The organism is Mycobacterium sp. 852002-51961_SCH5331710, assembly GCF_001665535.1.
Classification (GTDB): domain Bacteria; phylum Actinomycetota; class Actinomycetes; order Mycobacteriales; family Mycobacteriaceae; genus Mycobacterium.
The window spans coordinates 156,040-178,306 of sequence record NZ_LZSQ01000113.1 but is presented as its reverse complement, the minus strand read 5'-3'; the positions used below and the strand labels follow the sequence as shown (position 1 = coordinate 178,306).

At 66.2% G+C, this 22,267-nt stretch carries 21 protein-coding genes; 7 read left to right on the top strand and 14 right to left on the bottom strand.

Annotated features, from left to right (window positions below; all coding sequences use genetic code 11):
* Nucleotide 1 precedes the first annotated feature (1 nt).
* The gene (locus A5752_RS20650) at nucleotides 2–256 is read right to left on the bottom strand and encodes a hypothetical protein (protein WP_067089395.1); all 255 of its coding nucleotides are present in this window, start codon (nucleotides 254–256) and stop codon (nucleotides 2–4) included.
* A gap of 185 nt (nucleotides 257–441) precedes the next feature.
* Between A5752_RS20650 and A5752_RS20645 the strand changes: the two genes are divergently transcribed.
* A complete protein-coding gene (locus tag A5752_RS20645) occupies nucleotides 442–846 on the top strand; it encodes a nitroreductase family deazaflavin-dependent oxidoreductase (protein ID WP_067089392.1) in 405 nt (134 codons plus the stop codon).
* Between the two features lie 213 nt (nucleotides 847–1,059).
* The gene (locus tag A5752_RS20640) at nucleotides 1,060–1,485 is read left to right on the top strand and encodes a hypothetical protein (protein WP_156614032.1); all 426 of its coding nucleotides are present in this window, start codon (nucleotides 1,060–1,062) and stop codon (nucleotides 1,483–1,485) included.
* A gap of 22 nt (nucleotides 1,486–1,507) precedes the next feature.
* Here the strand turns inward: A5752_RS20640 and A5752_RS20635 are convergent, their stop codons facing one another.
* From A5752_RS20635 to ppsA, 5 genes are read right to left on the bottom strand one after another with little or no spacing between them, the layout of a single operon-like run.
* A complete protein-coding gene (locus A5752_RS20635) occupies nucleotides 1,508–2,746 on the bottom strand; it encodes an NRAMP family divalent metal transporter (RefSeq protein ID WP_231967237.1) in 1,239 nt (412 codons plus the stop codon).
* Nucleotides 2,743–3,576 (bottom strand): magnesium transporter MgtE N-terminal domain-containing protein, encoded by an 834-nt coding sequence (locus tag A5752_RS20630; protein WP_067089390.1) that lies wholly within the window; start codon nucleotides 3,574–3,576, stop codon nucleotides 2,743–2,745. The genes A5752_RS20635 and A5752_RS20630 overlap by 4 nt, the downstream gene beginning before the upstream one ends.
* A 36-nt stretch (nucleotides 3,577–3,612) precedes the next feature.
* Entirely contained in the window at nucleotides 3,613–3,981 is a 369-nt protein-coding gene (locus A5752_RS20625; protein WP_067089387.1) for a SpoIIAA family protein, read from the bottom strand.
* A complete protein-coding gene (locus tag A5752_RS20620; protein ID WP_082963996.1) occupies nucleotides 3,978–4,805 on the bottom strand; it encodes a universal stress protein in 828 nt (275 codons plus the stop codon). Before A5752_RS20620 ends, A5752_RS20625 begins: the two co-directional genes overlap by 4 nt.
* 34 nt (nucleotides 4,806–4,839) lie before the next feature.
* Nucleotides 4,840–7,146 carry a phosphoenolpyruvate synthase gene (ppsA, locus tag A5752_RS20615; RefSeq protein ID WP_067089383.1) on the bottom strand — a complete coding sequence of 769 codons (2,307 nt, stop codon included), beginning with the start codon at nucleotides 7,144–7,146 and terminating at the stop codon, nucleotides 4,840–4,842.
* A 170-nt stretch (nucleotides 7,147–7,316) separates the two neighbouring features.
* Between ppsA and otsB the strand changes: the two genes are divergently transcribed.
* A complete protein-coding gene (otsB, locus tag A5752_RS20610; protein WP_231983470.1) occupies nucleotides 7,317–11,015 on the top strand; it encodes a trehalose-phosphatase in 3,699 nt (1,232 codons plus the stop codon).
* Between the two features lie 17 nt (nucleotides 11,016–11,032).
* Here the strand turns inward: otsB and A5752_RS20605 are convergent, their stop codons facing one another.
* Genes A5752_RS20605 through A5752_RS20585 form a run of 5 tightly spaced genes read right to left on the bottom strand, consistent with a single transcriptional unit; the run spans nucleotide 11,033 to nucleotide 15,477 of the window.
* Entirely contained in the window at nucleotides 11,033–11,485 is a 453-nt protein-coding gene (locus tag A5752_RS20605; protein WP_067089377.1) for a hydrogenase maturation protease, read from the bottom strand.
* Nucleotides 11,482–12,774 (bottom strand): Ni/Fe hydrogenase subunit alpha, encoded by a 1,293-nt coding sequence (locus A5752_RS20600; protein WP_067089374.1) that lies wholly within the window; start codon nucleotides 12,772–12,774, stop codon nucleotides 11,482–11,484. The genes A5752_RS20605 and A5752_RS20600 overlap by 4 nt, the downstream gene beginning before the upstream one ends.
* Nucleotides 12,771–13,529 carry an NADH-quinone oxidoreductase subunit B family protein gene (locus tag A5752_RS20595; RefSeq protein WP_067089371.1) on the bottom strand — a complete coding sequence of 253 codons (759 nt, stop codon included), beginning with the start codon at nucleotides 13,527–13,529 and terminating at the stop codon, nucleotides 12,771–12,773. The genes A5752_RS20600 and A5752_RS20595 overlap by 4 nt, the downstream gene beginning before the upstream one ends.
* On the bottom strand, nucleotides 13,530–14,345 hold the full coding sequence (locus tag A5752_RS20590) for an FAD/NAD(P)-binding protein (protein WP_067089368.1): 816 nt from the start codon (nucleotides 14,343–14,345) through the stop codon (nucleotides 13,530–13,532).
* Nucleotides 14,346–14,376: 31 nt separating this feature from the next.
* Nucleotides 14,377–15,477, bottom strand: coding sequence for a 4Fe-4S dicluster domain-containing protein (locus tag A5752_RS20585; protein ID WP_067089365.1), 1,101 nt, complete (start codon nucleotides 15,475–15,477; stop codon nucleotides 14,377–14,379).
* Between the two features lie 108 nt (nucleotides 15,478–15,585).
* On the opposite strand from A5752_RS20585, the gene A5752_RS20580 reads away from it, so the two are divergent.
* On the top strand, nucleotides 15,586–16,020 hold the full coding sequence (locus tag A5752_RS20580) for a pyridoxamine 5'-phosphate oxidase family protein (protein ID WP_067089363.1): 435 nt from the start codon (nucleotides 15,586–15,588) through the stop codon (nucleotides 16,018–16,020).
* A 21-nt stretch (nucleotides 16,021–16,041) separates the two neighbouring features.
* On the opposite strand, the gene A5752_RS20575 is transcribed toward A5752_RS20580, so the two are convergent.
* Nucleotides 16,042–16,713: an SRPBCC family protein gene (locus tag A5752_RS20575; protein ID WP_067089360.1), complete on the bottom strand. Its 672-nt coding sequence runs from the start codon at nucleotides 16,711–16,713 to the stop codon at nucleotides 16,042–16,044.
* A 207-nt stretch (nucleotides 16,714–16,920) separates the two neighbouring features.
* On the opposite strand from A5752_RS20575, the gene A5752_RS20570 reads away from it, so the two are divergent.
* From A5752_RS20570 to A5752_RS20560, 3 genes are read left to right on the top strand one after another with little or no spacing between them, the layout of a single operon-like run.
* Nucleotides 16,921–17,205: a DUF1876 domain-containing protein gene (locus A5752_RS20570; RefSeq protein WP_067089357.1), complete on the top strand. Its 285-nt coding sequence runs from the start codon at nucleotides 16,921–16,923 to the stop codon at nucleotides 17,203–17,205.
* A 21-nt stretch (nucleotides 17,206–17,226) separates the two neighbouring features.
* The gene (locus tag A5752_RS20565; protein WP_067089354.1) at nucleotides 17,227–19,275 is read left to right on the top strand and encodes an erythromycin esterase family protein; all 2,049 of its coding nucleotides are present in this window, start codon (nucleotides 17,227–17,229) and stop codon (nucleotides 19,273–19,275) included.
* On the top strand, nucleotides 19,275–20,252 hold the full coding sequence (locus tag A5752_RS20560; protein ID WP_067089630.1) for a 1-phosphofructokinase family hexose kinase: 978 nt from the start codon (nucleotides 19,275–19,277) through the stop codon (nucleotides 20,250–20,252). Before A5752_RS20565 ends, A5752_RS20560 begins: the two co-directional genes overlap by 1 nt.
* 10 nt (nucleotides 20,253–20,262) lie before the next feature.
* Here the strand turns inward: A5752_RS20560 and A5752_RS20555 are convergent, their stop codons facing one another.
* Together A5752_RS20555 and A5752_RS20550 are read right to left on the bottom strand one after the other, a co-directional pair.
* Nucleotides 20,263–21,129, bottom strand: a complete 867-nt coding sequence (locus tag A5752_RS20555; protein ID WP_067089628.1) for a beta-ketoacyl-[acyl-carrier-protein] synthase family protein — start codon at nucleotides 21,127–21,129, stop codon at nucleotides 20,263–20,265.
* Complete coding sequence (locus A5752_RS20550) at nucleotides 21,113–22,219, bottom strand: 3-oxoacyl-ACP synthase III family protein (RefSeq protein WP_067089352.1); 1,107 nt, start codon at nucleotides 22,217–22,219, stop codon at nucleotides 21,113–21,115. Before A5752_RS20550 ends, A5752_RS20555 begins: the two co-directional genes overlap by 17 nt.
* Between the last annotated feature and the right edge of the window lie 48 nt (nucleotides 22,220–22,267).

Genomic DNA, 22,267 nt, shown 5'->3' with positions numbered 1-22,267 from the left:
CTCACCAATCGGGTAGCGAAAGCACGCCGTTGCGCCTGGCGGGACCGATGTTCACCATCACCCGCTCCAGCAGCGCGGCGTAGGCCGATCCGTCGACGAGGAAGTCGGTGCCCCCGTGACGCAGTAGGTAGGCATCCAGGCGGCGGTCGAGCGACCAATCGGAGTAGATCCGGCCAGCGAATTCGGACCGCAGGAACCGCCAGGCCACGGTGTCGAGTTCCGCGGTCGTCAGATCGACGCGGTCCGTCGGCGTCATCGGTATCCTCCATCGTCGCTGTCGGTTGCCGCATCCATCATTTGCGCGCCGGGCTGACGGAGATAGAGAAGAAAGTCCCTCAAGATCAGCCCATTCGCCTCCGTCTGCGGTTCGTGCCTTTAGACCCTCGGACTTCGGTCCAGACGGCCCTGTGTGGCCGGCGAGTCCGTCGCAACGATCGAGATATGCCTTCAAGCGTGGTTGATCGAGTGAATACAAAGGTGCGTACGTTCAACAAGTACGTGCTCAATCCACTGATGATGCAGCTGGCCGGCCGCAGACACTGGTATGCCTCCGTCATCCGGCATACCGGCCGCCGAACCGGCCGGCACTACGCCACCCCTGTGGTGGCCGACCAGGTCGACAATGGATTCATCATTCCGCTGCCGTACGGAACGGATGTCGACTGGCTGCGGAACGTACAGGCGTCCGGCGAGGCCATCGTGTCGAGCGGCGGTCGCAATTACAACGTTGTCGAACCGCGAATCATCGATGCACAGACCGCGGGCCGGCTGATCTCGGCTCGGCGGGCACGGATGTTCAATCGGTTCGGAATTCACCAGTTCCTGATGTTGAGCAGGATTCGGTGACGTCAACCGACGGCCGCTGAGCGAATACCCGAGGAGGGCTGAGAAATGGCGAGATGCCCGAACGGCCACCACAATCCGCTGGGTTTCGATCTCTGTGGTGAGTGTGGGGCGCCCATTGAGCAGAAGGGGCCGGAGACAACCGCGTGGTACCGGACGAGATGGGCCCTCGTAGGCGCGAGCGCTGTTGCCGCCCTCACTGTTTCGGTCGCCGCAGTGGCCGTCGTGATAAATCGCGATCGAACTGAGCCCGCGGCCGCGACACCCACTGAACAACAGGCCGTCGTGCAATGGTGGGAACACGCGCATACTCCTGTCACCAAGCTGCAGGACTCCATCGCCGATGCCCGGCACTCCATGGAGAGCCTGACCCCGATAGGTCTCGAGCAGGCGTGCCAAAGAATGCACGATCTCGCCGGCGTCCAGGTGCATACCTACTTGCCGGCGCCTACCCCGGAACTCACCAGCGAGTTGGCGGCCGCGGCGGAGGACGCTCATGCCGCTGCACACATGTGCCTATCGGTGGTGGCGGGTTCGCGAAACGCTTATGACGGCGAGTTCAGATCCAGCCTCGAACAAGCCGAGCGTCAATTGGTCCACGCACAAGAACTCGTGAATGTCGCATTGCTTCACGATCAGTGAGCGGATTACGGTTCCGCGGGTCTCACCCCCAACCGGCGGTGAAGGCAAGGGCAACCACGCACATCAGTACCACGGCCGCTGTCGCGCCGTAGGCCACCGTCGCCTTCCTGCCCAACCGGAAATCGCCCATCAGATTTGCATTCCGCGCGACGCCGATGATCACGCCCAGCAACGGGATGAGCAGAACGGCGTTGAGGATCTGCGTGGCGACAAGGATCGTCACCAGCGGGACACCAGGGGCCATGACGACGACCGCGCCGAGCAGGGTGACGAGCCCGAACGTCACATAGAACGTTCTCGCCGTCCGAAAGGAATCGTTCAGAGCGGCCTCCGTTCCGGCGTACTCGCACACCGAATAGGCCGTCGACAACGGCAGAATGGCTGCGGCCAGCACGGCGGCGCCGATCAACCCGATCCCGAACAGCGTCGAGGCCAACTCACCCGCGAGCGGCTGCAAGGCCAGCGCCGCGTCCGCCGCATCGGTGATGGAGCGACCATCCCGGTGTAGGGTGGCCGCGCAGGCCACCACGACGAAGAAACCGATCACGCCTGTCAGCACGGCGCCGGTCACCACGTCGATGCGTTCCAACCGCAGGTCTTCGATCCGCAACTTCTTGTCGACGGCGTAGGACTGGATGAACGACAGTCCCCATGGCGCGAGAGTCGTTCCGACGGTCGCGGTGATGATCGCCAAGGTGTCCCGGTCGGCGGGCATCGTCGGTATCAAGAGACCGTGTGCCGCGGCCCCCCAGTCGGGCTGAGCGAGTATCCCCGAAGCGATGTAGGCGAGGAAGATCGTCGACAACAGCAGCAGGAAGTGCTCGACGCGGTGGAAGCTGCCGCGCAGCACCAGAGTCGAGACGAGCAGTGCCGCGACGGGAACACTGACCTCGCGGCTGACCCCGAAGAGCTCGAAACCCGCTGCGATACCGGCGAACTCGGCGCACGTCGTCCCGATGTTGGCGACGACCAGCGTCACCAGGATAGCGCCGCCGACACGTACGCCGTAGCGTTGGCGCACCAGGCCGATCAAGCCTTGTCCGGTGACCACGCCCATGCGGGCGGCCAAGACGTGGAACATCACCAAGGCGAGGGTGGACAGCAGCAGAACCCAGAGCAGTTGATAGCCGTAATCGGCGCCGAGTACCGAGTACGTGGTGATACCGGCGGGATCATCGTCCGAGAGGCCGGCGAGCAGTCCGGGGCCCACGACCGCCACCAGCGCCCCGATCGCCAGCCGGCGGCGCTTCGTCACCGTCACGATCGCCCGTGTCGACGACGTGGCCACACCCCGAAGCGACGGAAGTGTCTGTTCCTCCACAGGACCGGGCCGGACAGCCGGTCTCTCCACCGGGTGGCATGGTCGGTCGGCATCGCAGCGACGACGTCGGCCGCTTTGTTTCCGCCCAACGCTCGCAAGATCCGTTCCGCGTCAACAGGATGGCTGGCCTGGATGACGTCGGCTGCCACCGCCGCTTTCTTGGTATCGAGGACTTCGGCCGCGGATTCCGTGTCGAGTCGCGCGATGAGTGCTGCCAGACCGCGCGCGTCCAGTAGGTGAATCGCCGACCGTGGTGTCCCGAGCGCGACGGCGTGGCCCCGGTCGGACGTCAGGTGCAGGTCTGTCCACGCGACGGCATCGGATGGGAGTCGTTTCGCCAGCCGGCCGAGACCCAGGCGCCGCAGGACGGCATCGAACCCCACTTCGACGCCGATGACCTCCAGCCGGCCGTCGTGTCGGCGGGCGAGCACGACGTCGGCAACGCGCGCGAGTCGCCGCCCGGTGATGTCGACGACCTGTGTATCGAGGACGTCGCGCACCAGCATGATCTCGTCGTCCGCCAACATGCCGACGGCGACGCGCGGTGGTTCACCGTCGGTGTTCAGCCGAATGTGTTGCGGATGACGGAGATTGACGGCTTGGCATGGGACCAGCACCTGTGGCCCTCGGCGTCGGGACAGCACGAGGTGTTCAGCGAGGGGCAGGCCCGCACCGCCGTCGGGGCGGGCGATCACATCGGCGACGCGGCCGATCGGGCATCCGCTCGGGCCGATGACTTCACGGCGCACGATTTCGCTGAGCAGCAACACGTCAGCGGTGCACCTCGACCGTCATCGAACCCGCGCTCAGCCCGCGGCCCAGGTTTTGGCCTGCTCCAACTCATCGAGACCGAAGAGCGCGATCTCGCCGGGAACCATCCATGCCAGCGCGTGCAGGGTGTGTACCACCCACTTCTCATCGGTGACCACGGCGATCCGCTTGAAGGCCGAATGATGACTGATCAATGCGCCGAAACCAAGTTTCAGGTCCTCGACGAGCCCACCGGGACCGAAACCCTCATAAGTGGGCGCGATGACCTCGACGATGCGCACCTCGTCGCCCTGCAGCTTCTGTTCCATCGTGGGCTTGAAGTCGCGTAGGTCCTCACCGCTCAACCGGCCGGACACTCGGAAGCCGATCACACCGTCGGGCATATCCGGCAACACCTCGATCATCGAACGATCTCCTCTCGGGCGACGAGTCGGCCTCTGACCACCAGCACCGACGACCCGGCGTGGGAAAACCGGTGGTGTCCGTACGGGCCGAGGATATCGGCCACCTGGTGTGCTTCGGCGCCGCTGATGACGGCGAGTTGCACCCGCTCGTCACTGTTCTTGAGGAAGCGTGCGATGTCGGCGCTGTCGCCGATCGGGTAGATGCGAAGCCCCGGATGACGCTTGCGCAACGCTTCGACGTCGCGTTCGACACTGCCGTTCTTACCGACGACCAGCACTGGGGCTTGCCGCAATGCGGCCTCGTCCATCGCGGCTTCGAGGAGGGCGTCGGTGTCGCGACTCCTCTTGTCCGCGACGGTGATCCAGTTCACCGAGTGATCGGCCTCGGTGTCGAAGGGACGAATGATCGCGACGGGACAATGTGCCTTCTCCGCAACCTCAATCGCTGTGGATCCGAGGATGGAGCGCGCGTAGCGGCCGATGCCGACCGAGCCGATGCAGACCAGCGTGGCGTCGTAGCTTTCCTCGACCAGGCTGACTCCCGGCAGCCCGGTGAGGATGCCGGTCTCGACTTTCACCGACTTGCCGGTGGCGTCGACGGCGGCTTGTGCCGCGCGCAGCGAATCCTCGGCGTGGTGGATGTCAGCGTAATAGTCCTCGGCGGAGGGGTGTTCTGCCTTGGTGACGCACACCAAACGCAAAGGCACGCTTCGGCTGACCGCTTCATCGATTGCCCACAGCGCCGCTTCGATCGCCGTATCGGATCCGTCGATCCCGACGATCACCGAGGACTTGGAGTCGGTGTCGTTCATTGTCTTCCCCATCTCTCTTGCTGGTGCGGTCGCTGAGCCTGCCGTTTCACCCCGCCCGATCCGAGCCACCGTCCCGTGCCGTCAGCATCGCCTCCAGCATCAGCCGACGCTCGGCGGCCGCGACGGTGCGCCTCGCCGCGCTGACAGCGTCCGGGTTGACCGATACCGAGGTGATGCCCATCCGCACCAGATGTTCGGCGAAGGCAGGCTTGGTCGACGGCGCCTGACCGCACAACGACGAAGTGATACCGAATTTACGTGCAAGGCCGACAATTCGACCGATGGCGTCCAGGACGGCTGGGTCCGACTCGTCGAACAGTTCTGCGCAGATATCCGAGTCGCGGTCGACTCCGAGCATCAACTGGGTGAGATCGTTGCTACCGATCGACACTCCGTCGATACCCATGCCGATGTACTCCGGGAGCCAGTGCACGACCGAGGGCACCTCCGCCATCACCCACCGACGTAATCCGCGTTGGCGACCGAGTGGGCTGGAGTCGACGAGGGCGAGGCACTCCTCGAGCTCCCACCGCGTACGCACGAACGGGATCATCAGATGCAGGTTCGGGGATTGTTCGCGGATGCGCGCCAGCGCCCGGAGTTCCAGGGCGAACAGGTCGGGCTCCTTGATGTACCGGTAGCAGCCGCGGTAGCCAATCATCGGGTTGTGTTCCACGGGCTCGTACGACTCGCCGCCGACGAGACCCCGGAACTCGTTGCTGCGGAAGTCGGTTGCCCGGTATACGACCGGGCGTGGCGCGAAGGCGGTGGCGATGCGGCCCACCGAAGCCACCAACTTCTCGACCAGGCTGTCCTGTTCGCCGCGCGCGATGAGATCGCGTGGATGACGACCCCCGAGTGCCTCGGTGAGCATGAACTCGGCTCGTAGCAACCCGACACCGTCGACGTTCTGCGCGGCGACGGCCTCGGCGTGGTCGGGCATCGCCATGTTGACGTAGATCTTGGTTCCCGTCACCTCGTCAGCTGCTGCAGACACCGCTTGGGGCTGCGCCGTGACGGTCACTGGGGGGGCGGTGTCGACGCGGCCGGCAAGGACGCGGCCGTGGGTTCCGTCGACGGTGACGGTCGTCCCGTCATGGAGATCCTTTGTCGCGCTGCGTGCCCCGACGATGCACGGCACCCCGAGTTCGCGAGCGACGATGGCGGCGTGACAGGTCATCCCGCCGGTGTCGGTGACCAGTGCCGCCGCCCGCCGGATGGTCGGCAGCCAATCGGGATTGGTCATCTGGGCGACGAGGATCTCACCCTCGAGCAACCGGTGCCCCTCATCGGGGCTGTCGAGCACACGGACCTTGCCGATCGCGGTTCCCGGCGCCGCGGCCAGGCCGCGAGCCAGCACGGCGTGCTTCTCCGACGACGGCGCGGAGGTGTGCTTCAAGGTGGTGATGGGCCGCGCCTGCACCAGGTAGGTTTGGCCGTTCTCGATCGCCCACTCGGTGTCCTGCGGGCAGCCGTTGTGTCGCTCGGTGGCGATGGCGAGTTCAGCGATGGTGCGCAGTTCGCGGTCATCGAGCACCCGCGCGTCGGCCTGCGCGTCATCGAGGTTGACGTGGGTGTCGTTGCCGTCAGGGCCGCGCACGATCTTGAAGGCCTTGTGTCCCAGCCGGATATCGAGCACCTCGAGGGTGTCCTTGGCGATGATGTAGGTATCGGGCTCGACCATCCCCGACACGACGACCTCGCCCAGACCGAAGGCGCCCTCGATGACGACTCGGTCCTCGGCGCCGTTACTCGGATCGGCGGTGAACGCCACGCCGGCCTTGTCCGAGTTGACCATCCGCTGTACGACGACCGCCATCGCCGGGTCGGCCGTGAAGTTGCGGCTGGCGCGGTAGGTGACGACTCGTGGGCTGAACAGCGACATCCAGCAGCGTAGAACCGCGCCGACGAGCGCCTCGTCACCGGTGACGTTGGTGATCGTGGCGTTCATCCCGGCGAACGATGCGTCCCGGCCGTCCTCCCCGGTCGCCGACGAGCGGACGGCCACAACGGCGTCACGCCCGAGACGGTGATAGAACGCGAGGATCCGATCACGCACGCCGTCGGAGACGCCGGCCTTGTTCACCAGACCCTGCATCCGCTCACACGACTCGGACAGCCGGGCGGTGTCGGCGGCGTTCGCCATCGCTTCCCGGTGCAGCGCTGACAGTTCGGCGTCGACACCGGCGGCTCGCATCGAGTCCCGATAACAATCGCGCAGGAGGACGAAGCCGGGCGGAACAGGCAACTTGGCCGCCACGAGTTCCCCCATGTTTGCGCCCTTACCACCGGCTTCCTCGGCGTCGGCGATTCGCAGCGTCGAGATGTCGCGCACGTAGTTGTCAATGGTCATGCGGACAGCGTCGCGCCAGGCGATTTCTAGGCGTAGCGTCCGAGGGCCGTATCCGATGGGCTGAGTGTCATCGCCTCATAGGGCCGAAGGTCCCTTCGGGGCTCTCCGGAACGGTCTCGATGACTTCATGCCCTACCGGTGCCGCCGCGCCGAGCAGTCAGATGGGTGGCGTGAAGACACCGGTGACCATCGATCCGCGCTTGTACGATGCCGCTCTCTTCGGCCTCGACGGTCTCGACGACGGTGCCGCGTCGACGGTCACGCTGGCCAAGAAGCTGACTGACGCGGGGCTGGGGACGGCCGCCTACTCCACGAGCCGAAGCTGCGACCGGATCACAAGCGCCGCGGACCTGGAGGACCTGTTCAACGTCCGCGTCGACGGTGTGGTCGCCGAGGCGCTCGGCCTGCCCGAACAACCCGATCCCGCAGTCTTGCTGGAGGCGTGCGCAGGTCTCGGAGTGACGCCCGAACGCTCGGTGGTCATCGAAGGCAGCGAACTCGGCGTGCGGGTCGCCCGGCAAGGTGGCTTCGCGCTGGTGATCGGTGTCGCACCGGCCGGGTCCCACGAGCCTCTGTTGTCCAGCGGCGCGGACGTCGTGGTGTCCGACGTCGCCGAGGTGGCCGTGCGACTGGGAGGCAGACGCATCTCGACCTTGCCGAACGCCCTCGACTCCTATGGACAAATGATCGCCGCGGTCGACGGAAGGTGCCCGGTCGTCTGCCTCGATTTCGACGGCACCCTGTCAGAGATCGTCTCGGATCCGGACGCCGCCGTCCTCGTCGACGGAGCCGCCGAGGCGTTGGCGGCAATGGCGGAGCAGTGTCCGGTGGCCATACTCAGCGGGCGCGATCTTGCCGATATCCATGCGCGCGTAGGTGTTCCAGGTGTCTGGTATGCCGGCAGTCACGGATTCGAGATGGTGGGTCCCGACGGCACCGAGTATCAGAACCCCAACGCCGCGGCGGCGCTCCCGGCCCTGCAGCGGGCCGCCGACGCGCTGTGCGACCGTTTGGGTTCGATCACCGGGATCTATGTCGAGCGCAAGCGCTATGCCGTCGCGGTGCACTACCGCAACGCCTCTGCCGAAAGCGTGGCCGAGGTCGTCGCCGCCACCCACGGGTACGGGACTCGTTTCGGTCTCCGCGTGACGACAGGGCGCAAGGTGGTCGAACTGCGGCCCGACATCGACTGGGACAAGGGATCGGCGTTGAAGTGGATACAGGACCGGTTACCACCGGAAAGTCGCTTGATTCCGATCTACATCGGTGACGACCTGACCGACGAGGACGCCTTCGATGCGCTACGGGCCCGCGGGATCGGCATCGCCGTGCGGCACGAGGAAGACCGGGACCGGCCGAGCGCCGCCGGTTTCACACTCGACAACCCGCAGCAGGTTTGCGAGTTCCTGCTACGCGGTGGCCGATGGTTGGCACGCCAGCGCGCCACCTCAACGGTCGCGTGGACCTACACCTTCGAGGGGTACGACCCACCGAGCGAGAAGTTGCGCGAGGCCTTGTGCACCGTCGGCAACGGATACTTCGCGACCCGCGGCGCCGCCCCTGAGTCGAAGGCCGGCCAGGTCCACTATCCGGGGACCTACGCCGCCGGGGTGTACAACCGCCTCGACGACATCCTGGCCGGCAAGAAGCTCGAACACGAAAGCCTGGTGAACCTGCCCAACTGGCTTCCGCTGACGTTCCGTATCGACGGCGGCCCCTGGTTCGATGTGGATGCCGTGTCGTTGCTGTCCTACCGCCAGACCCTCGATCTTCGAGGCGGAGTGCTGACCCGTGCCTTGCGCTTCAGCGACGACGCGGGGCGGATAAGCTCGCTGACTCAGCACCGGTTGGTCTCGATGAGACAGACGCACATCGCCGCACTGGAAACCACGGTCGTCGCCGAGAACTGGTCCGGCACCATCGAATTCCGGTCGACGCTGGATGCCGACGTCAGAAACGGGGGAGTGGAACGTTACCAAGGCCTGGCCAGCGATCATCTCGAGTCCCTGACGATGGCCGAGATCACGAACGACGCGGTGCTGATGTCGACACGAACCAGGCAGTCACAGATACCGATTGCGCTGGCGGCACGGACCACGGTCTGGCACGACGATGTCTCCGCGGTCGCGAAATATCGTCTGGTCGAGCATGAATTCGAGATCGGACATGACATCTTCGTCGACATGGCGGAGGGCCAGTCGGTGACCGTCGAGAAGGTGGTGGCGTTGGTGACGGGTCGCGATGTCGCCACTTCCGAACCCGCGGCGGGCGCAGAACGCAGACTCACACGGCAGGGCCGATTCCGCGAACTCCGCCAGGAGCACACGCTGGCCTGGGCTCACATCTGGGAGCGACTGTCCATCGAATTCGACGGCCACCCCGAGGAATTGAGGATCCTGCGACTGCATCTGCTGCATCTGCTGCAGACCGTGTCGTATCAAAGCGAGGACCTGGACGTCGGCGTTCCGGCACGGGGTTTGCACGGGGAAGCGTATCGCGGCCACGTGTTCTGGGACGAACTGTTCATCTTCCCGGTTTTGAATCTGCGGTTTCCGACCATCACGCGAGCGCTGTTGCGGTACCGGTACCGTCGGCTGGTCGAGGCTCGTCGTGCCGCCAAGCTCGCCGGCTATGCCGGGGCGATGTTTCCGTGGCAGTCGGGAAGCGACGGCCGCGAGGAAAGCCCGTCGCTACATCTGAATCCCCACTCCGGCCGGTGGAATCCGGATGCGAGTCACCTTGCGCACCATATCGGTATCGCGATCGCCTATAACGTGTGGCAGTTCTATCAGGTCACCGGCGACCTGGCATACCTTATCGACTACGGTGCCGAGATGCTGATCGAGATCGCGCGATTCTGGGTCAGCAGGACCACCTACGACGAAGCCGCCGACCGGTATCGGATCCTCGGTGTGATCGGGCCCGACGAGTTCCACTCCGGCTATCCCGATCGGCCGTACACCGGTGTCGACAACAACTCCTACACCAACGTGATGGCGGTCTGGGTGATCCTGCGTGCCGTCGAGGCCCTTCAAGAGATGCCACTGCCCAACCGACTCGACCTCCGGGAGAAGCTCGGGCTGACCGACGAGGAGCTCGAACACTGGGACCGCGTGAGCCGCCGCATGTTCGTGCCCTTCCACGACGGGATGGTGAGCCAGTTCGAGGGCTACGACGGGCTCGAGGAACTCGATTGGGACGGGTACCGGGCCCGCTACGGCAACATCCAGCGCCTCGACCGGATCCTCGAGGCGGAGGACGACGACGTCAACCGCTACCGAGCCTCCAAGCAGGCCGATGTGCTGATGTTGTTGTACTTGCTGTCGTCCGATGAGTTGCGCGAACTGCTCAATCGGCTCGGTTACCAGCTTGCGCCGGAGATGATCCCTGCGATGGTCGACTATTACATCGCCCGCACCTCGCACGGTTCCACGCTCAGCGCCGTCGTGCATTCGTGGGTGCTGGCCCGGGCGAACCGCGATCACGCCGTCGATTTCTTTCGCGATGTGTTGAAATCCGATGTCGACGACATTCAGGGCGGTACGACGTCGGAGGGCGTTCACCTCGCCGCGATGGCGGGCAGCGTCGACTTGATGCAGCGGTGCTTCACCGGCCTGGAAGTGCGCGGCAACCGCATCGTGCTGTCACCGCACTGGCCGGAATCATTGGGGGCGTTGGGCTTTCCGATTCACTATCGTGGCCATCACCTACATGTGCGGGTCAGCGGTCGCGGAGCCGAAGTCAGCGTCGGGCCCCAGAATGTTCCGCCGGTGACCGTCGAGTGCCGTGGACGGGTCCAGCAACTCAAGCCCGGAAGCGTCATCAGGTTCCCCAGCGAACCTGAGGCGCCCGCACCCGGCCGGTCCTAGGCGCAGCAGGGTTCCGATCACATGGAGTGATCGAGTTCGGCGAGCACCGCGTCGACCACGCCGGGGATGGCGGCGGCGACATCTGCCGTCATACCGACACCGTGGCCCGCGTCGACAATGTCCACGCTGAACCCGACCAGGCGATCGGGCAACTGCCCCAATGCTTCTCCCAACGCGAATGCTTCCGGTAGGCCGATCGCGTGTGAACTGACGACCCGCGGTGGTCTGTTCTCGTCCGGAGTCCATCGCCGAATCCGACCGGGACTGGCCCCATCGCCCATCGCGGCGTCGACGACGATCGCGAGGGCGGCGCCGTTCCATGCGTCGAGGAGGGCGCCGGGCTCACCCGTGGCAAGCAGCACCCGCACACCTGGGAGAGCACGCCTGGCGATCTCCTCGGCGACGGCAGGGCCGACTCCGTCATCGCGGCGGAAGCTGTTGCCGACCCCGATCACCACATCGCCGCTCACAACCGGTCGAGCGTGAGCGTCAGGAAGTGAGCCGAGCACGAGATGCAGGGGTCGTGGTTACGGATCGCCCTCTCGCACAACGCGGTGAGCGCGTCGTCGGCCAACGTGAGGTTCGCGCCGACGAGTTCGGCCATCTCGTGCTCGATGGCCGCCTGGTTCTGAGCGGTGGGCGGAACGATGACGGCCGCCCGCAGGAGACCGTCCGCGCCGACGTCATACCGGTGATACAGCAGCCCGCGGGGCGCCTCGCTGACACCGTGGCCGGTCCCGTCCCGGGCGGGGACGTCGACGAAGGGGCGGTCGGGCGTCCGGTACGCGGCGATGATGCGCAATGCTTCGTCGATCGCATAGACGATCTCGACAGCGCGGACGAGGATGCTCCGAAACGGATTCCGGCATACCTCACCCAGCCCCGCGCGGGCGGCCGCCTCGCGGGCGACGGGGGAGAGGGTCTTGGAGTTCAGCGAGTACCGGGCGAGCGGACCGGTCAGGTAGCGGGCGCCGTCCAGTGTGGCGTGCAGCGCCGTGGACCGCTGCACCTGCGCCTCGACGACGTGGTCGCTGAATTCGCTGACCGCAAACGGGTGCCCCCCGCTTCTTCGGATGGTGCCGTTCTCGATCGGATAGCGGTCGGGCGCCGTCAGCGCCAGGAACTCGTGGTCGAATTCGGCTTCCGGGAAGTCGAATTCACCCACTCTGCCCAGCAACCACAGCGCGTCGTCCATGGCGCGACGAAGCTGCTCGGCCAGCGGGTCAAACTCGCGCGGCTGTGGGACCGAATAGAATCCGCCCAGCCGAACGTTGATCGGGTGGATCGCGCGACCACCGATCTTCTCCATCAGCCGGTTGCCGACCTTCTTCAACGCCAGTCCGCGCTCGATGAACTCGGGGTGGTCCCGAGCGAGGCTGATCCCGTCGGGATAGCCGAGGAAGTCTGGTGCGTGCAGCAGCACGATGTGCAGCGCGTGGCTGTGAATCCACTCCCCGCAGTAAAGAAGTCGCCGCAACGCCACCAGTTCCGGATCGACCGTCACCCCGCACGCGTCCTCGATGGCGTTGCACGCGCTCACCTGATAGGCGACGGGGCAGATGCCGCACACCCTGGCGGTGATGTCGGGTGGTTCGGTGTAGGCGCGGCCGCGCAGGAAGGCCTCGAAGAAGCGGGGTGGTTCGTAGATGTTCAACTCGACGGTGTCCACGCTCCCGTCACGCAGGGTGACGTGCAGGGCGCCTTCTCCCTCCACCCGCGTCAGCGCCCCGACGCTCAACGTCCGGATCTCTTCGCTCACCGGTCATTCCGTTCGTGGTTGAAGTTGACCGCGTTGAAGGTGGCGAAGACGCGGTCGACACCGGCGGCCGACATTCCGTCCCGGCGCAACACCGGAATGAGCGCGGCGGTGTTGGGGGTGGCGGCGGGCCCGAAACATCCGTAGCAGCCGCGCCGATAGGTGGGACACAGCGCGCCGCATCCGGCGTGGGTGACCGGTCCCAGGCACGGGGTCCCGTCGGCAACCACGACGCACGTGACGCCGCGGTTCTTGCACTCCGTGCAAACCGTTTTGGCCGGCAACCGCGGTTTGCGCCCCACCAGAAGTGCGGTCAGCGTGTCCAGCAGTTGCCCTCGGTCGATCGGACAACCCTGGATCTGGTAGTCGACCGCGACGTGTGCCGAGGCGGGCGTCGAGGTCGCCAGGGTGTCGATGTATTCCGGTTTGGCGTAGACGACCGAGGCGAATTCGGAGACATCGGCGAAGTTCCGCAGGGCCTGGACCCCGCCGGCGGTGGCACACGCGCCGATCGTGACGAGCACTTCGGATTGTTCCCGGATCTCTTTGATACGACGCTCATCGGCCGCCGTCGTGATCGAGCCCTCCACCAGCGATACGTCATAGGGGCCGGCGACGGTGGCGCTCGACGCCTCCAGGAACGTGGCGATCTGCACCTGGTCGGCCAGCGTCAACAGTTCGTCCTCGCAGTCCAGCAAGGTCAGTTGACAGCCGTCACAGGATGCGAACTTCCACACGGCAAGTTTCGGTGTTCCCACTTACAGCTCCTTCACGCTGAGCAGGGCTTCGGCGACGTCGTACCCGACGACCGGTCCGTCCCGGCACAACAGCAGGGGACCGAGCTGGCAGTGTCCGCACCATCCGATTCCGCATTGCATGTTTCGTTCCAGCGATACCTGGATCTTGTTTGGGGGCATGCCTTTCCGGAGCAACTCGATGGCACTGTTGCGCATCATGGCTTCGGGGCCGCACAGAAACGCGGTGGTGCGGTGGGCCCGAACCGGTGTGCGGCGTAGGGGTTCGGTGACGAAGCCGACTTCGCCGGGCCACCCCTGTATCGGGACGTCGACGGTCATGTGCACGTCGATGACTCCGCTACGCGACCAGTCGGCGAGCTCTTGGGCGAAAAGGAAGTCGTCGCGCGAGCGCGCGCCCGCGATGAGGGTCACCCGACCGTAGGAGTCGCGATCGGTCAGCGTGGCCAGGACGACCGGCCGAAGCGGTGCCAGGCCGACGCCGCCCGCGACGATCACCACGTCGTCCCCGGCCGCCTCGGGCAGTCGCCAGCCGGTGCCGAACGGCCCCCGCATGCCGATCACGCTGCCGGGGTCGGCGCCGTGAAGTGCGCGGCTGACCGCGCCGACCGACCGAACGCTGTGAAGAATCTCGTCGCCGCCGGATTCCGGTACGCCGCTGACGGAGATCGCGATCTCACCGATACCGAAGGCGTACATCATCATGAACTCACCGGGCCGGGGTGTCGGTAGCGGATCGTGCACCGGTTGCAGGGACAGCGTCGCCGAATCGCGATTCTCGTCGGTTCGGCGGCGCACCCGGTACGGCACCGGGGTCATCGCTGACGACGGCGCCTGCGGCGCCTCGGTTTCAGTCCTCACCGGCTTCGGCCTGCCGGGCGGCGAGGTTGTGCATCTCCTCGGTGATGTCGATTCCGGTGGGGCACCAGGCGATGCATCGCCCGCAACCGACGCAGCCAGAACTGCCGAACTGGTCATGCCAGGTGCCGAGCTTGTGGGTGATCCAATGGCGGTATCGCGAGGCGCCCGATTGCCGAACGCTCCCTTCGTGAATGAACGTGAAGTCGAACTCGAAGCACGACGCCCACTGCATCCATCGCTCGGCGTGCTGTCCCGTGAGATCGGTGGTGTCTTCGACGGTGGTGCAGAAACACGTGGGGCAGACCATCGTGCAGTTCCCACACGTCAAGCATCGACTGGCCACCTCATCCCACTGAGGCGATTCGCGTGAGTCGATCAGCAGCTCGCGCAGGTCGCCGGCAGGCATCCGGCGGCCCATCTTGTCGGCCGCGTCCGCGACATCGCCTCGAGCGGAGTCGATCTCGTCGGGGGTGGCATCGCGGTGCGGCAGAGCGGAAAGCACGTCTTCGCCAACTTCGCTTCCCACGTCGACCAGGTAATTGTGTCGGTTGCCGTCGATGCGTTCGGTGAGCGCCAGGTCGTAGCCGGGCCCGACCTCGGGTCCGGTGCCCATCGACGCGCAGAAGCACAGCCCGCCGGGTTCGGTGCAGTTGACGGCCACGACGAAGATCCGCGCCAGCCGACCGACGAACCCCTGGTCCGGATGACTGGCCACGCCGAGCACGCCGTTGAGGACGGCGATGGCGGACAGATCGCAGGCCCGCACCCCGAGGAACGCGTATTTCGGAGGCTCTTCGGACGTCTCGCCTTCGGAGGACCACAGCTGCTGCCGAGGTGGGTGGAGGAACTGTTTCCAGGACTGCGGTCCGGCTGAATGGCCGAACAGCGCGTCGTCGTCGCGTTTGCGCAACCGGTAATGGCCGGGTCCGGTGTCCACGCCCCAGCCCCGGGGCAGATCGTCGGCAGAGGCCAATTCGGCCAGGACGATCGCATTCTCGGACCGGGTGGGTCCGATGACCCGGTAACCACGCTGCTGAAGCGTGCTGACCAGTTCCCCCATGGCGGCGGCCTCGATCACGGCGCTGCTCATGGGCTCTATCGTCCTGCTAACCCTCCCGGAATACAGGGCCTTTAGGGCATTAGCCGAAGGGACTTTTGGCAGCGTCGCCTGGCGCTTGTTCTCCGTACCGTCGTAACCATGTCCACACCGACGCGACCGATCGAAATCCTCTCCGAGAGCGAATGCTGGAACCTGATGTCGGCTTCCTCGCTGGGGCGCCTCGTGACCAGCGTCGGCGGCGAGCCGGAGATCTTCCCGGTCAACTTCGTGATCCAGAACCGCACCGTGCTGTTCCGCACGGCCGAGGGCACGAAGTTGAGCAGCGCGGTGATCAACAAGAACGTGTTGTTCGAGGCCGACGACCACAACGCCGTCGAGGGTTGGAGCGTGGTGATCAGGGGCCTGGCCCGGACACTTCGCACCGATGACGAGATCGATGAGGCCGAGCGGGCGCAGCTGCTTCCGTGGACGGCCACGGTCAAACCCCATTACGTGCGGATCCGTCCGCTGCGTGTGACGGGCCGCCGGTTCCACTTCGGCTCGGAACCCGATCGCGGATTCACGGTCGTCTGAGCGGCTCGGCGGCGTCGTCGATCACACCGTGCGGTGCAAGTCGCCGGTGGCCTTCCCGGCGGATGTCTCGGCCTGAAACTGTTGCTGCGCCCTGCGTTTGATGCCGAGCAGCATCCCGCGGGTGACGAAGGCCCTTGCCGGCCCCGCTAACTCGTCGGCCAGCACCTGGCCTGGGTGCCGGAGCCGCGTGCGGGTCCGTACCATCAACCGACAGCGGTCATCCCAGTGCGCAACGATGTGGAACGACCACACGGTGTCCCACAGCGCCGGTGACATGGATCGCAACACGATCGATTCGCCGGCGACGACGTCGACCACCTGCAAGACGATCCCGTCCCGTAGGCCCATCCAGCCCTTGGGGGCCAGCCGCACAGCGTCCCCCGGTGCCAGGTCCTGCCACTCAGGATGGATGCGGTCGGCGTTCCGGTATTGCAGACCCGCGAAGTTCTCGAAGGCCTCGAACGTATACAGGCCACCACGATCCTGGCCGATCTGGACCAGCCACTGCCACACAGTCGAGGGCGGGGCGTCGATCCATACCGCCTCGGTGCTCTGGACGACGGGCCCGTCGAGCAGTTCGTCGCCGGCCAGCCGCATCCGGCATTCTTCCTTCGTCGTGCCCCAGTTGCGGTAGAAGCGCCGCGCTCCGTACAACACCGCGAGGGCCCCTCCTACCCGCAGCAAGTTCGTCATGGCTCCACCATGGCCGCTTACGCATCGCGCTACTAGGGCCGCTAGTCCTCGAGTCGCCGCCGGATGTGGGACACGGAAGGCCGCGGGGTCGGATCGTGCCCGGCGAACGGCCCCTCGAGGTGGGACTTCGGCCCCTATCCGGAATCGCGCTCCGGATGGTCGGATTCGACGTGGGAATCGAACTCTGATCATCGAGGAGATGGCGACATGAGCAAGCCTGACTCAGACCACGTGGTCAAGCACTGGACCGTCGAGGTCTCGATCGACGAGCACATGGGCCTCACCAAAGCCAAGGCTCGATTGTCCTGGCGGGAGAGGGAGGAGGTCGGCATCGGTATGGCCCGGCTCGATCCGGCCGACCGAAACGTGGCCGAGATCGGCGACGAGCTTGCCGTATCGCGTGCACTGACGGATCTCGGCAAGCGGCTGATGTCGGTGTCGGCCAGCGACATTGAGGCCGTCACCCATCAGCCGGCCAAGTTCACGTACTGACCTCTGAAACGGAGAAGCGAGATGACGCGTGCACGGGCGGCGGTCAGGAACGCGCCGCGGCGGGTGTTCCGCGATCGCCGCGAAGCGGGCCGGGTTCTGGCCGGGATGCTCGGCGCCTACCGAGGCAGGGAAGGCGTTGTCGTGCTAGGTCTTCCGCGGGGTGGGATCCCGGTCGCCTGGGAAGTCGCCGCGGCGCTGGCCGCTCCGCTTGACGCCTTCGTCGTACGCAAACTCGGCGCGCCCGGGCACGAGGAGTTCGCGGTCGGGGCGTTGGCGAGCGGGGGTCGCGTCGTCGTCAACGACGACATGCTGCGCGCGCTTCGGGTCACGCCTCAGCAACTCCGCGATGTCGCCGAACGGGAAGGCCGCGAGTTGCTCCGGCGGGAGGCGGCCTACCGTGGCGGCCGCCCTCCGGTGGACGTCACCGGTAAGACCGTGATCCTGGTCGACGACGGGTTGGCCACGGGGGCCAGCATGCTCGCCGCGATACAGGCGTTGCGTGAGTCCGACCCCGCCGAGATCGTGGTCGCCGTGCCTGCGGCGCCTGAGTCGACCTGCCGGGAGTTCGCGGGGATCGCCGACGACGTGGTGTGCGCAAGCATGCCGACGCCGTTTCTGGCGGTGGGAGAGTCGTTCTGGGACTTCCACCAGGTCAGCGACGAGGAAGTGCGGGATCTACTGGCCACACCCACGTCCGGTCTCCCCACCGCCCGAATCCGGCTGCAGGAGGCGCCTGCGGAGGTGATCGACCGTGCGGCCGTGGATGCGCCCGGCGGCATGCCGCCGGTGGATGCTCTCGACGAGATCATCGGCGATGCCCGGGTCGTCCTGATCGGCGAGAGTTCTCACGGCACCCACGAGTTCTACGAGGCGCGGGCCCAGATCACCAAGTGGCTGATCGAGGCGAAGGGTTTCTGCGGCGTTGCCGCCGAGGCCGACTGGCCGGACGCCTACCGGGTCAATCGATACGTTCACGGTCGGGGTGCCGACAGCTCGGCCGAGGAAGCGCTGCGCGGCTTCGAACGATTTCCCGCATGGATGTGGCGCAATGTCGTGGTCCGTGACTTCGTCGACTGGTTGCACGGTCACAACCAACGGATCGATACGGCCGGCGGTGGACGGCAGGCAGGCTTCTACGGGCTCGACCTCTACAGCCTGCACCGGTCGATGCGCGAGGTGATCGCCTATCTCGACCAGGTGGACCCGCAGGCCGCGGCGCGGGCGAGAGTGCGCTACTCCTGCTTCGACCATGCCTCAGCCGATGACGGTCAGGCCTACGGGTTCGCGGCCGCATTCGGCGCGGGACTGTCGTGCGAACGAGAGGTGGTCGAGCAACTGGTCGAAACGCAGAAGATCACACTGGAGTACGCACGTCGCGATGGGCTGTTGACCGAAGACGAGGCGTTCTACGCGCAGCAGAACGCTCTGACCGTGCGCGACGCCGAACGGTATTACCGCGCCATGGTCAGCGGCCGCGTCACGTCGTGGAATCTGCGGGACCAACACATGGCCCAGACGCTACAAGCGCTGTTGACCCATTTGGACCGGCGGAACGGGGCCCACACCTCCCGGATTGTGGTGTGGGCTCACAACTCTCACGTCGGCGACGCGCGCGCCACGGAGGTCGGCAGCGACGGTCAACTGACTCTCGGCCAGCTCGTGCGGGAGCGCTACGGCGACGGCTGTCGGCTGATCGGTCTGACGACCTACTCGGGCACGGTCACCGCTGCCAGCGAGTGGGGCGGCATCGCCGAGCGCAAGGTCGTCCGGCCCGCGTTGAACGGCAGCATCGAGGAACTGTTTCACGAGACGGAGCGACCGGCTTTCCTGATCTCGCCGTTGATCAGCCGCGCATCCGCCCGCCCGCTCGATGTGGTGCGGCTGTCGCGGGCCATCGGTGTGATCTACCTCCCGGCGACGGAACGTCAGAGCCACTACTACCACGTGCGCCCGGGCGAACAGTTCGACGCCATCATCCACATCGATCGGACCCGTGCGCTCGAACCGCTCGAGGTGAGCAGTGTGTGGGTCGCCGGGGAGTCGCCCGAAACCTACCCGACGGGTTTGTGATGCAACGTAGTCGGGGGCAGAGCCGAACCGTCATCACGACATTGACGATGAACCCTGCGCTCGACATCACGACCAGTGCGGACGTCGTGCGCCCCACCGACAAGATCCGTTGCGCCGGAGCGCGGTACGACGCGGGTGGCGGCGGCATCAATGTCTCGCGCGTCGCCAGCGTCCTGGGAGTACCGGCGTCGGCCGTGTTTCCGGTAGGGGGTTCGACCGGCGGCCAAGTGGAGAAGCTGCTTGCCGAGGCCGGTGTGCCTTCGCGAGTCATACCGATCGCCGATTCGACCCGCGAGAGCTTCACGGTCAACGAACGCACCACCGGTAAGCAGTACCGCTTCGTGTTACCGGGTCCGCAGATCACTCCGGAGGAGCAGGCGCGGTGCCTGGACGAATTGAGGGCGGCGGCCGCGTCGGCCGAGTTCGTCGTCGCCAGCGGCAGCCTGCCGCCGTCGGTGCCGCCGGACTGGTATCAGCGCGTGGCGGACATCTGCCGCGAGACCGGTTCACTTCTGGTGCTCGACACCTCGGGCGGTGGGCTGGCCCATGTGACGTCCGGGGTGTTCCTGCTCAAGCCGAGCATCCGCGAACTGCGCGAATGTGTGGGTCGTGACCTGGTCACGGAGGCGGCGCAATTCGCCGCTGCCCGCGAGTTGATCGACCGCGGCATCACCCAGTCGGTGGTGGTGTCCCTCGGATCCCATGGGGCTCTCGTGGTGACCCCGCGACGCAATGAACGAATCCCTGCCGTGCCGGTGCACGTCGTCAGCGGCGTGGGCGCCGGCGACGCGATGGTCGCCGCGATCGTGGTCGGTCTCAGCCGTGGCTGGCCGTTGAATGAGGCGGTTCGGTTCGGTGTTGCGGCAGCCACCGCGATGCTGTTGACGCCGGGCACCGTCGCCCCGACGCGCTCCGACGTGGAGCGCTTCTTCGCCCGGGTTCCCGAGCCGACGCAGGTCGACTTCCTCCCCGCCTGAAGGGTTTCCGCTACGTCCGGTACAGGGCTGCCCCGGCCGTCACGCCCGCGCCCGCGGTGATGATCATCACCAGGCCGCCGGTCGGGGTGGCGTCGGCGGCCTTAGCGAGCGCGGCCGCCAGGGCGGCGGTGTGCATGTGCTGGTCGTCGCCGACGATGATGCGTTCGATCGGGATGTCCAGCTCGGCCGCCAGCTCCGCTCGGAATGCCGGCCCAGCCGGCGCCGCCACTATCGACGCGATCTCAGCGATTTCGGTATTCGATTCGGTGAGGCAGCGCTGTGCCGCACGCACCGCGGTACGCGCGAAACAACGTTCCGCAGAGCGTGATTCGCGAATCCTCAGAAGATTGCGGTGATCCACCATCCCGATGGTGGCCGACACCGTGTCGTCGTCTTGCGACCGTTCCCACCAGACCGGCCCGAGCCCGCGTCCGTCTTCGGACCAGCCGCACAGCAGCGAGGCGCCTGCGGGGCTGTAGGGGAATGCCTCGCTCGCACCGCGTCCCGGATCGGCGTCACCGGCGACCACCAATGCGCAGTCGATCACCCGCGACCGCAGGAAGCCGTCGACGATGTGCAGGGCGGTGAGCATTCCGCACGAGCCGTTGGCGACGTCGAACGAGAAGGTGCCGTGCCCGCCGGTGTGCGGCCGCTCGTCATTGGCTCCGATGTCGTCCTGGATCATCGAGGCGAGGGCGGGCTCGCCGAGATTGCGGTCGCGGTAGATGCCCGCGTTGACGAGGAGGTCCACCTCGTCGGCGTTGCGTCGAGCCTTGCGAAGGCACTTCTTCGCCGCCCTGTCGATCAGCCGCAGAGCACTGTGACGGTTCCGCCAGCCGCCGTGCACCACGGCGATCTGGTCAATCACGGTTCCCATAGTGGCTCACCAACTCTCGGTCCAGCGTCAAGAGGACGAAGCCGATCTCCAGACCGGATGCCAACGCGATCAAAGCGATGGTCTCCCCGGGTGAGATACGCCGAGCCTCGAGCTCTTCGATGAGCGCCACGGTGTGCGTCGTCGACGCGGTGTTGCCGTAGCGGTCGACGGTGACGACCGCCTCGTGTTTCGGTGTGGCGCCGAACTTGGCTGAGACTTCGGCCATGCCCTTGCGGATCGCGCGCGCCGACGTCTGATGGGTGATGACGTGGTCGATTTCGTCGATGGATCGTCCCGCCTCCCGGAGTACCTCGCGCAGCAACGTGGGCGTATTCGCCATGGCGGCCCGGTGGATGCCCCGTGCGTCGGTGAACATCCGCGCCCCCGGGTCGTCGCCCTTGGGGTAACCGAGACAGAGTCGGCTGTACTCGGCCAGCGTTGTGAAACCGGCCAGGATGATGCTGCCCGAACCGGCCGGAGCCCTTTCGAGTAGGAGCGCCGCACCTGCGTCGCCGAGGGTCAGGGAGGCCAGTTCCTTGCTCATAATGTTGTGCACATGGCGCGCCGCATTCCGGCCCAGCTGCGAGATGTACTCGCCGCTGACGATCAAGGCCCGCTTCACGGTGCCCTGCCTGATCATGTTGTTGGCAACGGTGACTCCGGTGAGCATTCCGGCACACGCGTTGTTGAGATCGAAGGTCATCGCCGTGTGGGCGCCGATGGCGTGTGCCACCGCGGAGCTCATGGTCGGCTCCAGCCTCTGTGTCAGGCCGCCGCGAAACTTCGTGATGCTGCAGTTGATGACGAGGTCGATCGATGCCGGATCACGTTCGGCCTTCGTGAGGCAATCGACCGCGGCGGCCGTCGCCAGGGTGTAGGAGTCCTCGTCGCCCACCGACACCCGTCGCTCACGGATTCCGGTCAGCCGTTCGAGATCGATGTGGGTGTGATGGCGTGTGGTCGACATCAGGTCGTCGGTCGCCAGGTGCGTTGCGGGCAGGTGCCGTCCCGCGCCTGCGACCCGGGTCTCGAACATCGGGGGCGGTCCGTGCGAGGGAGGCTCCATCACCAGCCAATGTGTGCCTGCCATGCGCTCAGCATGGAAGGTGGTCGACGCGTGAAACAGAGCGTTTCGGCC